Consider the following 10,378-nt stretch of genomic DNA (forward strand, 5'->3'; position numbering starts at 1 on the left):
CGCGAGGTGGCGCGGGGCGGCGCTGTGTCTCGACGGCGGTGCCGTCGGGGGAGGATGCCCTCGTGAGTTCCCCCCGCGAAGTGACCGTGCTGGGCTCCACCGGCTCCATCGGCCGGCAGGCCATTGCGGTCGCGCAGCAGAACCCGGAGCGCCTGCGCATCACCGGGCTCGCTGCCGGAGGAGGCGACGTCGCCCGGCTGGCCGAGCAGGCGCTCGCCCTCGGCGTCCGCACCGTGGCCGTCGCCCGGGCCACCGCCGCCCAGGACCTGCAGCTGGCGTTCTACGCGGCCGCGTCGAAGCGCGGCTGGGCGAAGGGGGAGTACGCGCTCCCGGAGATCCTCGCCGGCCCCCGCGCGGCCGAGGAGCTCGCCGCCCGCCCGGCCGACGTCGTCCTCAACGGGATCACCGGCTCGATCGGGCTCGGCCCGACGCTCTCGGCGCTGCGGGCCGGCCGCACCGTGGCCCTGGCGAACAAGGAGTCGCTCGTCGCCGGCGGAGACCTGGTCACCGCGGCCGCGGCGCCCGGTCAGCTCGTGCCCGTCGACTCCGAGCACTCGGCGCTGGCGCAGTGCCTGCGCGGCGGTGCCCGCGGCGAGGTCGCCCGGCTCGTCCTCACCGCCAGCGGCGGCCCGTTCCGCGGGCGCGCGGCCGACGACCTCGCCGACGTGACCGTCGCCGACGCCCTCGCCCATCCCACCTGGGACATGGGACCGGTCGTCACCATCAACTCCGCGACGCTGGTGAACAAGGGACTGGAGCTGATCGAGGCCCACCTGCTCTTCGACGTCCCCTATGCCGACATCGACGTGGTCGTGCACCCGCAGTCGATCGTCCACTCGATGGTCACCTTCAGCGACGGGGCGACCATCGCGCAGGCCAGCCCGCCGGACATGCGGCTCCCGATCGCGCTCGCTCTCGCGTGGCCCGACCGGCTCCCGGTGGTGCAGCCGGCCCTCGACTGGTCGACCGCCAGCACCTGGGAGTTCGCGCCGCTCGACGAGGTCGCGTTCCCGGCCGTGCGGCTGGCCCGGCTGGCGGGGGAGGCCGGTGGCGTCGTCCCGGCGCTGTTCAACGCGGCCAACGAGGAGGCCGTCGCCGCCTTCGTGGCGGGTCGTCTGTCGTTCCGGGGCATCGTGGACCTCGTCGCGCGTACCCTCGACGACGCGCCGGACCTCGGCGCACCCACCTGCGTCGAGGACGTGCTGGCCGCGGAGAAGTGGGCCCGGGAGCACGCCCGGGGCGTCATCTCCGGAGGCCGAAGCTGAGCGGGATCCTTCTCACGACCCTCGGGATCGTCGCGTTCGCGATCGGCCTGCTCTTCTCGATCGGGTTCCACGAGCTCGGGCACTTCATGTGGGCCCGGAAGTTCGGCATGCGCGTGCCGCAGTTCATGGTCGGCTTCGGGCCGACGGTGTTCTCCCGTCGCCGCGGGGAGACCGAGTACGGCATCAAGGCCATCCCGCTGGGCGGGTACATCCGCATCGTCGGCATGATCCCGCCGGCCGAGGAGGGCGAGAGCAAGCGCGCCACCCGCATGCGCAGCTTCATCGCCGAGGTCCGCGGTCAGGCGCTCAACGACGTCCTGCCGACCGACCAGGGCCGGGTGTTCTACGCCAAGCCGTGGTGGCAGCGGGTCATCGTCATGTTCGCCGGGCCCTTCCACAACCTGATCCTTGCGGTCGTGTTCTTCACCGTCGTCCTGGTCGGCTTCGGCGTCCCCGAGGCGACGACGACGCTGGCCCGCGTGCCCGACTGCGTCCTGCCGGCCGGTGCGGAGACCGCCGGCCGGACCGACGCCTGCGAGGTCCCGATCGTGACCTCCGGCGCGGACGCCGGGCAGATCTGCGACACCGGGACGCCGAACTGCGCCCTGCCCGAGGCGAGCCCCGCGTCCAAGGCGGGCCTGCTGCCGGGCGACACCGTGCTGGCACTCGACGGGAAGCGGGTCTCCCAGGAGCCCACGGACGGCTGGGATCAGGTGCAGGTGGCCATCCGTCGCAGCATCGACACCCCGGTCGTCTTCACGATCGAGCGCGACGGCGAGCGGCAGGACCTGACGGTCACCCCGATCGAGAACACCGTCTACGCGGGCCAGGACAGCGGGGAGACCATCAGCGTCGGCTTCGTCGGCGTCAGCCCCGCCCAGGACTACGTGCGGCAGTCGGTCACAGCCGTCCCCGGCTTCCTCGGGTCGACGATCGCGCGGTCGGTGGACAAGCTCGTGGAGATGCCCGAGCGCGTCCCCGCCCTCTTCCGCGCGGCCTTCCTCGGCGAGGAGCGCGACGCCCAGGGACCCATCGGCGTCGTCGGCGTGAGCCGCATCTCGGGCGAGGTGTTCGCCTTCGACAAGTTCACGACCACCGAGAAGATCAGCTACTTCTTCCAGCTGCTCGCCGGCGTGAACCTCGTGCTGTTCCTGTTCAACCTGCTGCCGATCTACCCCCTCGACGGCGGGCACGTGGCGGGCGCCCTGTACGAGAAGGTGCGCGCCTCGGTCGCCCGCGTGCGCGGCCGGCCGGACCCTGGTCCGTTCGACATCGCCCGGCTGATGCCGGTGGCCTACGTGGTCGCGGGCCTGTTCCTGGCGCTGTCGGCGCTGCTGTTCATCGCCGACATCGTCAACCCGATCACCCTCAACTAGACCCGGGCTCCGGGGCACGTCACAGGCGCGCCACCGGCGCGGACGCCCACGCGGGGGATACTGGCGGGCATGGCGATCCCCGTCAGCCTCGGCATGCCGGCTGCACCCCCTCCCGTCCTCGCCCCCCGCCGGAAGACCCGTCAGCTCGACGTGGGTGGTGTCGGGGTGGGCTCCGACTTCCCGGTCAGCGTGCAGTCGATGACCACCACGAAGACCGCGGACATCAACGCGACGCTGCAGCAGATCGCCGAGCTGACCGCCGCGGGCTGCCAGATCGTGCGGGTCGCGGTCCCCGACACCGACGACGCCGAGGCGCTGCCGGCGATCGCCCGGAAGTCGCAGATCCCGGTGATCGCCGACATCCACTTCCAGCCGCGCTACGTGTTCGCCGCGATCGACGCCGGCTGCGCCGCGGTCCGGGTGAACCCGGGCAACATCAAGAAGTTCGACGACAAGGTCGGCGAGATCGCCCGGGCCGCCGCGGGCGCCGGCATCCCGATCCGGATCGGGGTGAACGCCGGCTCCCTGGACAAGCGGCTGCTGGCCAAGTACGGCAAGGCCACCTCCGAGGCGCTGGTGGAGTCCGCCCTGTGGGAGTGCTCGCTGTTCGAGGAGCACGACTTCCGCGACATCAAGATCTCGGTCAAGCACAACGACCCGGTCGTCATGGTGCGGGCCTACGAGCTGCTCGCCGCCCAGTGCGACTACCCGCTGCACCTGGGCGTCACCGAGGCCGGCCCGGCGTTCCAGGGCACCATCAAATCCGCCGTCGCCTTCGGTGCGCTGCTGTCCCAGGGCATCGGCGACACCATCCGCGTCTCCCTCTCCGCCCCGCCGGTGGAGGAGGTCAAGGTCGGCAACCAGATCCTGGAGTCCCTCAACCTGCGCCAGCGCGGGCTGGAGATCGTCAGCTGCCCCTCCTGCGGCCGCGCCCAGGTCGACGTCTACACCCTCGCCGAGGAGGTCACCGCCGGCCTGGAGGGCATGGACGTGCCGCTGCGGGTCGCCGTCATGGGCTGCGTCGTCAACGGCCCCGGCGAGGCCCGCGAGGCCGACCTCGGCGTCGCGTCGGGCAACGGCAAGGGGCAGATCTTCGTCAAGGGCGAGGTCGTCAAGACCGTGCCGGAGTCCCAGATCGTGGAGACCCTCATCGAGGAGGCCATGCGGATCGCCGAGCAGATGCGGCAGTCCGGCGACCCGGTCGCGGTGGGCACGCCCTCCGGGCCGCCCGTCGTCAGCGTCAGCTGACCCCGGGACCCTCCGTGCTGCGAACGCCGACCGCGCGCGTCCTCGACGAATCCGACGAGGCCGCGGTGCACCGGCTGCTGGCGACCGATCCGGTCGCGGGGTGCGTCCTCGCCGGCCGGGTGGAGGTCACCGGAACCGCGGCGTCCTCCCTCGGGGCCCCGCTCTGGGGCGTCGGGGGCGGCCGTGAGCTGGAGGCGGTCTGCCTCGCCGGTGCCAACCTGATCCCCTTCGCCGTCCCCGGTGCCGAGCACATCGCCGCGGCCGCGTTCGCCGACCGGGCCCGCCGGGCCGGCCGCCGCTGCTCCACCATCGTCGGGCCGGCCGCCTCCGTGGCGCCGCTCTGGGACCTCCTGGCCCCGCACTGGGGTCCCGCCCGCGATCACCGGCCGCGCCAGCCGCTGATGGCCATCGACGGCCCGCCGGCCGTCGCCGCCGAAGCCCGCGTGCGCCCGGTCCGGCCGGCCGAGCTGGAGACGCTGCTGCCGGCGGCCGTCGCGATGTTCACCGAGGAGGTCGGGGTCAGCCCGCTCCGGGTGGACGGCGGAGCCGGGTACCGCGCCCGGGTGGCCGAGCTGGTGCGGGCCGGGCAGTCGCTGGCCTGGATCGAGGACGGCGAGGTGCTCTTCAAGGCCGAGATCGGCGCGGTCTCCCGCGCCGCCTGTCAGATCCAGGGCGTCTGGGTGGCGCCCGCCCAGCGGGGCCGCGGCATCGGTACGGCGGGGACGGCGGCCGTGGTCGAGTACGCCCGCAGCACGATCGCCCCCGTGGTCAGCCTCTACGTCAACGACTTCAACACGGCCGCCCGCGCCGCCTACCGCCGCGTCGGTTTCCGGGAGGTCGGGCAGTACGCCAGCGTGCTGTTCTGAGCTGTCCCCAGCCGTCTGACAATGTGTCCCCGTGCGTTCTCGACGGGGTCCTGCCTTCCTGACGTCTGCGCTGATCGCCGTCCCGCTGCTGGCGGCCTGTTCCGGGAGCTCCGAGGACGACGTCCGCGAGGCGGCGACGACGTTCCTGGAGGCATGGTCGACGGGCGACACCGCCGCAGCGGCCGGGGCCACCACCGACGCCGACACGGCCACCGCGATCCTGGAGCAGACCGCCACCGACCTCCCGGACGCGACGCTCGCCGCCGACGTCGGGAAGGTCGCCGTCGACGACTCGTCGGCCACCGTGCAGTGGACCGCCACCTGGGACCTGGCGGCGGCGCCCGAGTGGGCCTACGACGCCACGCTCGAACTCACCGAGGGCGACGACGGCTGGCAGGTCGTCGCCGAGCCGACGATCGTGCACCCCGAACTGGCGGAGGGGCAGCACCTGGCGCTCGCCCGCAGCCTCGCCGAGCGCGCCCCGATCACCGACTTCTCGGGTGCCCCGCTGTTCGCCCCCACCGAGGTCGTCAACGTCGGCGTCGACCCGGCCCAGGTCACCGACCTGCCGTCTCTGGCCGCCGCGCTGGGGCAGGCGACGGGGATCGCGGCCGAGGAGATCGTCGCCGACGTCCAGGCGGCTCCCGCAGGCCAGTTCGTTCCCGTGATCACGCTCCGGCGGCCCGATTTCGAGGCGATCCGCGCCCAGGTCTTCGACCTGCCGGGCGCGGTCTTCCCGACCGAGACGCGGCTCCTGGCGCCGTCGTCCCGGTTCGCCGTCGCCCTGCTGGGCCGGGTCGGCGGCGCCACCGCCGAGGTCATCGAGGAGAGCCAGGACGACGGGTCGCCGCGGTACGCCACCGGCGACCAGCTCGGCCTGTCGGGGCTGCAGCGCGCGTTCCAGGAGCAGCTCGCCGGCACCGCCGGGTTCACCGTCTCGGTCGTGAGCACCGACGAGGACACCGGCGATCCGGGCCGGGAGATCGAGTCGGTGGCGCCGGAGCCGGGTACACCCGTGCAGACGCCCATCGTCCCGGCCGTGCAGAACGCGGCCGACGGCGCGGTGGCCGGTCAGGAGCTCCCCACGCATCTCGTGGTCGTCCGCCCCGGGACCGGCGAGATCCTCGCCGTCTCCTCGAACGCGGCGGCCGACACCGGCAACGCCCTGACCGGGCAGTTCCCGCCGGGGTCGAGCATGAAGACCATGACGGCGACGGCGCTGCTGTCGGCGGGCACGCTCACCCCCGACTCCCCGGTGGCCTGCCCCGGCACCACGGTCGTCGACGGCCGGGAGTTCGAGAACGAGGACCAGTTCGACCTGGGCACCGTGCCCTTCATCGAGGCGTTCGCCCAGTCGTGCAACACGACCTTCATCCAGCAGGCCCTCGAGCTGCCCGACGGGGCGCTCTCGACGGCGGCCGCCTCCTACGGGGTCGGCACCGACTGGACGCTGCCGGTCGACATCTTCAGCGGCGCCGTGCCGGCGACCAGCACGGGCACGACGAAGGCGGCCGACGCGATCGGCCAGGGCGAGGTCCTGATGAGCCCGGCGCAGCTGGCGCTGGTGGCCGCGGGCATCGGCAGCGGCACCCCGGCCGCCCCGGTGGAGGTCGTCGGCGCCGAGGCCGCGGGTGCCGCTCCTGCCGGGCCCGGGCAGCAGGTCCTGGACGCCCTCCGGCCGATGATGCGCCAAGTGGTGCTCACCGGGACGGCGAAGGCGCTGGCCGACCGCGGCGAGGTCTTCGGCAAGACGGGCACGGCCGAGTACGGCAGCAACACCCCGCCGGACTCGCACGGCTGGTTCATGGGCTATCGGCTGGGCGGGGCGCAGGGCGATCTCGCCTTCGCCGTCCTGGTCGAGGGCGGTCAGTCCAGCAGCACGGCCGTGGCCGTCACCGACGCGTTCCTCGGGGCGCTCGGCTGACTCTGCTCAGGCGTCGGGCAGGCCGGGGAACGGCCTCGTGACCGACGGCTGACCGGCGGCCACGCGCCAGCCCACTGCACGTACCTCTGCGGCACTCAGCACGCCGACGGCCAGCTCACGGGTCGACCGCTCGGCCGCCTGGTCCAGCACGCGCACCCATGCCGCCGTGACGCCGTCCTCGAGCACGGCCCCCAGGGCGGCCGCGTCGACCTCCGACAGCACCGGGAACGGCAGCGCGTACGCGCCCTCGGCATCGACCACCTCGGCCTGGCGTCCGGTGAGGAGCGCGCTGACCTGGTCACGCACGTCGCGGTGGGCCGATTCGGCGCCCGCGGCCTGCTGCCGGGCGTCCCCGCCGAGTGCAGCGCCGACCACGCCGTAGCCCCAGACCGCCGCGTGCTCGGCGGCGAGCGCGTTGCCCAGCGCGGCGTTCTCGGTGCTCTCGTCGAGGGCCTCGGGGCCCGAACCGTCGTCAGCCATCGCCGGTCACGCCAGTCTTCCGTCCTGGCCGCGCAGACCCGCGGCGATCGATCCGAGCAGGGCGGCCCGGGCACCCGACTGGTCCACGCTCGCAGTGGCGTGCGATGTCGCCGCGGCGGCCACCTGCCCCCGCAGCCAGGCACGCGCATCGGGACCGGCAGGTGCGCCCGCTGCCGGTGCGGACGCCGAGGCGCTCCCGCCCGGTGAGGCGGCCCGCAGCCGGGTGAGCTGCGCATCGGCCTGACCGGCCAGTTCGGCCACCTCGGCGGCGAGCGCGGGGTCGGCCGCACCGGCGGCGGCGAACGCGGAGACCAGCGCCTCCTGGACCGCCACCTGGGCGGCCAGCTCGTCGGCCTGCTCGCTCGTCACCTTCTCCCGCTCGTCCGCCGGCGGGGACGAGCAGCCGGCAGCCAGCAGCGCCAGCCCTGCCGCGGAGGCCGCGAGCAGGGTGCGCCGGGAGAACCCCGGCGGGGGAGAGGAGGGCGTGACGGACATCGCCCCCATCCTCGCAGCCGGGACGACCCGGAGTCGTAACTGGCGCCCGGTCGCGTCCCCGCGTCGCGGCTTCCGTCCGGCACAGCACGTGCGCCCCTCCCGTCCCACGGCGGTCCGGCTGCGATGCCCCCGGTGCGTGGTCCCGGGGCATGCGGCCGGGCGGTAGCCTGGGCACTTCCCCTCTACCCGGGCCCGACCAGCGCCGGAAGCCGGACGGCACCGGAGCTGAGGGGCATGCGCACCGCACCGAGCGGCCGCCCGAGCCTGGAGGAGGAAGCAGTGTCCGGCTCCCGCGGCACCCACAAGCCCGACCCCGCCACAGCACGGCTGGCCGGGTGGATCGAACCCGTCGTCGGCGAGGCCGGCTACGACCTGGAGGAACTGGTCGTCACCCCGGCCGGCCGCCGCAGCGTCGTCCGGGTGGTCATCGACCGCGACCAGGGCGTCACCCTCGACGACATCGCCGAGATCAGCCGCGCCGTCTCCGAGGTGCTCGACGCCAACGACGACGGCATGGGCCGGACGCCCTACGTGCTCGAGGTGACCAGCCCGGGCGTGGACCGGCCGCTGACCGACCCCCGGCACTGGCGGCGCAACCTGGGCCGGCTGGTCTCGGTGACCGTGGGATCCGACGAGCTCACCGGGCGGATCACCGCCGTCGAGGACAGTGGTGTGGACCTCGCAGTGGAGGCCCGGTCCAAGCCGGGCGCGAAGAAGCGGCCACCGACCCCGCGCCACGTGCCGTGGGCCGAGCTGGGTGCCGGACGGGTCCAGGTCGAGTTCGGCCGCGCGGAGCCCGACGACGCATCCGGCGAGCGCGTCCCGGACGACGACGAGGCCATCTCTTCAGGAGGAGGACAGTGAACATCGACGTCACCGCGCTCAAGGCGGTGGAGCGGGAGAAGGGCATCCCCGCCGACACCGTGATCGAGGCCATCGAATCGGCCCTCGTGACCGCCTATCGGCACGCCGACGGCGCGGCCAAGCACGTGCGCGTCCACGTCGACCGCAAGAGCGGTGAGGTCGCCGTCCTGGCCCAGGAGCTCGGCCCGGACGGGAACGTCGTCCGCGAATGGGACGACACCCCCACCGACTTCGGCCGGATCGCGGCCAGCACCGCCAAGCAGGTCATCGTGCAGCGGCTGCGCGACGCCGAGCACGAGCAGACCTTCGGCGAGTACGCGGGCAAGGAGGGCGACATCGTCAGCGGCATCGTGCAGGCGCACGACCGTCGCAACCTCCAGGGCACCGTGCTCATCGACATCGGCAAGGTCGAGGCGGTGCTCCCGCAGGCCGAGCAGGTGCCCGGCGAGGAGTACACCCACGGCCGCCGCATCAAGGCCTACGTGGTGTCGGTCGCGCGCACGTTCCGCGGGCCGCAGGTCACCGTCTCCCGCACCCATCCGAACCTGGTGCGCAAGCTCTTCGCCCTCGAGGTCCCCGAGATCGCCGACGGCAGCGTCGAGATCGTCGCGGTCGCGCGCGAGGCCGGACACCGCTCGAAGATCGCCGTCCGTACGAAGGTGCCGGGGCTCAACGCCAAGGGGTCCTGCATCGGCCCGATGGGCCAGCGGGTGCGCAACGTGATGAGCGAGCTGCACGGCGAGAAGATCGACATCGTGGACTGGTCCGACGACCCCGCGACCTTCGTCGCCTCCGCGCTGAGCCCGGCGCGGGTGAACAGCGCGCGGGTGGTCGACGCCCAGGCGAAGGCCGTCCGCGTGATCGTCCCGGACTACCAGCTGTCGCTGGCGATCGGCAAGGAGGGTCAGAACGCCCGCCTGGCCGCGCGCCTCACCGGCTGCCGGATCGACATCCGCAGCGATGCCCAGGGCGACGAGGAGGCCGCGACTCCCTCCCCGGGGGTGGGTCGCGCGCCGCTGCGATCGGGCCTGCCGGCCGGAGCCACGGAGGGCCGGCCTCCCGCCCGGTCGTCCGCGCACCGGCCTCCACCCCGACGCGCGGAACATCCAGGTCCTGCCACGCGCTAGAGTGCAGGGTGGCCGAAACGTCGATCCCGGTACGCACCTGTGTGGGGTGCCGGAAGCGCGCTCCGGTCAGCGATCTGTTGCGTGTCGTCGTCCGGTCCGGGGCTCTGGTCCCGGATCCCCGGCGGCGGCTCCCCGGAAGGGGAGCGTCCGTGCACCCCTCCCCGGAGTGCCTGCACGCAGCCGAGCGACGCCGGGCCTTCGTCCGGGCACTGCGTCTCCCAGGAGGCAGCAGTGCTCCGCTGGAGGCCGGTCCGCTCCGGGACCACGTCCTCACCGCCTCCCCGGAGGCGCGCGGGGCAGAGACCGGGACGGGCACGTGAAGGGCAACAGCAGTTCTCAGGTCGGACCGGCACCAGGCCGGTCCGCAGATCGACAGGACACCGTCGGATGAGTCAGCCGTGAAGTCACCACGATGACCATGCACAACTAACGACGAGGTCGAGCGGGCAAGCCGCCGGCCTCACCAATGAGGAGACCCGTGCCAGGCAAAGCCCGCGTACACGAACTCGCCAAAGAGTTCGGTGTCGACAGCAAGACCGTTCTCGCCAAGCTCAAGGAGCAGGGCGAGTTCGTGAAGTCCGCTTCCTCCACCGTCGAGGCCCCCGTGGCCCGTCGGCTGCGAGAGGCCCTCGGAGCCAGTAACGGCGCCCCCGCCGCCCCGGCCCGTCCCGCCGCCCGACCGAGCGCCCCGGCGCCGAAGCCGGCCGCCGCTGCACCGGTCGCCCCGGCGGCT

General features: G+C 73.7%; 11 protein-coding genes. 9 read left to right on the forward strand and 2 right to left on the reverse strand.

Annotated features, from left to right (window positions below):
* The first annotated feature begins 62 nt into the window (after positions 1–62).
* The 5 genes from dxr (at position 63) to E4P38_RS20195 (ending at position 6,679) form a co-directional block, all read left to right on the forward strand.
* The gene (gene dxr, locus E4P38_RS20175; RefSeq protein WP_135133776.1) at positions 63–1,265 is read left to right on the forward strand and encodes a 1-deoxy-D-xylulose-5-phosphate reductoisomerase; all 1,203 of its coding nucleotides are present in this window, start codon (positions 63–65) and stop codon (positions 1,263–1,265) included.
* A complete protein-coding gene (locus E4P38_RS20180) occupies positions 1,217–2,641 on the forward strand; it encodes a site-2 protease family protein (RefSeq protein ID WP_245161186.1) in 1,425 nt (474 codons plus the stop codon). The genes dxr and E4P38_RS20180 overlap by 49 nt, the downstream gene beginning before the upstream one ends.
* A gap of 93 nt (positions 2,642–2,734) precedes the next feature.
* Positions 2,735–3,889: a flavodoxin-dependent (E)-4-hydroxy-3-methylbut-2-enyl-diphosphate synthase gene (gene ispG / locus E4P38_RS20185; RefSeq protein WP_348633800.1), complete on the forward strand. Its 1,155-nt coding sequence runs from the start codon at positions 2,735–2,737 to the stop codon at positions 3,887–3,889.
* Between the two features lie 14 nt (positions 3,890–3,903).
* A complete protein-coding gene (locus tag E4P38_RS20190; RefSeq protein WP_135133777.1) occupies positions 3,904–4,755 on the forward strand; it encodes a DUF4081 domain-containing GNAT family N-acetyltransferase in 852 nt (283 codons plus the stop codon).
* Between the two features lie 31 nt (positions 4,756–4,786).
* Positions 4,787–6,679: a penicillin-binding transpeptidase domain-containing protein gene (locus E4P38_RS20195; protein WP_245161187.1), complete on the forward strand. Its 1,893-nt coding sequence runs from the start codon at positions 4,787–4,789 to the stop codon at positions 6,677–6,679.
* A gap of 6 nt (positions 6,680–6,685) precedes the next feature.
* Here the strand turns inward: E4P38_RS20195 and E4P38_RS20200 are convergent, their stop codons facing one another.
* Complete coding sequence (locus E4P38_RS20200; RefSeq protein ID WP_135133778.1) at positions 6,686–7,159, reverse strand: ferritin-like domain-containing protein; 474 nt, start codon at positions 7,157–7,159, stop codon at positions 6,686–6,688.
* A 6-nt stretch (positions 7,160–7,165) separates the two neighbouring features.
* Positions 7,166–7,654, reverse strand: coding sequence for a hypothetical protein (locus E4P38_RS20205; RefSeq protein WP_135133779.1), 489 nt, complete (start codon positions 7,652–7,654; stop codon positions 7,166–7,168).
* A gap of 234 nt (positions 7,655–7,888) precedes the next feature.
* Here E4P38_RS20205 and rimP point away from each other — a divergent pair, with 234 nt between their 5' ends.
* The 4 genes from rimP to E4P38_RS20225 all read left to right on the forward strand — a co-directional run.
* On the forward strand, positions 7,889–8,518 hold the full coding sequence (rimP, locus tag E4P38_RS20210) for a ribosome maturation factor RimP (RefSeq protein WP_135133780.1): 630 nt from the start codon (positions 7,889–7,891) through the stop codon (positions 8,516–8,518).
* Complete coding sequence (gene nusA / locus E4P38_RS20215; RefSeq protein WP_135133781.1) at positions 8,515–9,645, forward strand: transcription termination factor NusA; 1,131 nt, start codon at positions 8,515–8,517, stop codon at positions 9,643–9,645. The genes rimP and nusA overlap by 4 nt, the downstream gene beginning before the upstream one ends.
* A gap of 41 nt (positions 9,646–9,686) precedes the next feature.
* Complete coding sequence (locus tag E4P38_RS20220) at positions 9,687–9,965, forward strand: YlxR family protein (protein ID WP_245161188.1); 279 nt, start codon at positions 9,687–9,689, stop codon at positions 9,963–9,965.
* Between the two features lie 158 nt (positions 9,966–10,123).
* A partial coding sequence (locus tag E4P38_RS20225; protein WP_135133783.1) for a translation initiation factor IF-2 N-terminal domain-containing protein occupies positions 10,124–10,378 on the forward strand: 255 nt, incomplete at its 3' end.

It is taken from the genome of Blastococcus sp. CT_GayMR16, from assembly GCF_004570875.1.
Taxonomy (GTDB): Bacteria; Actinomycetota; Actinomycetes; order Mycobacteriales; family Geodermatophilaceae; genus Blastococcus_B.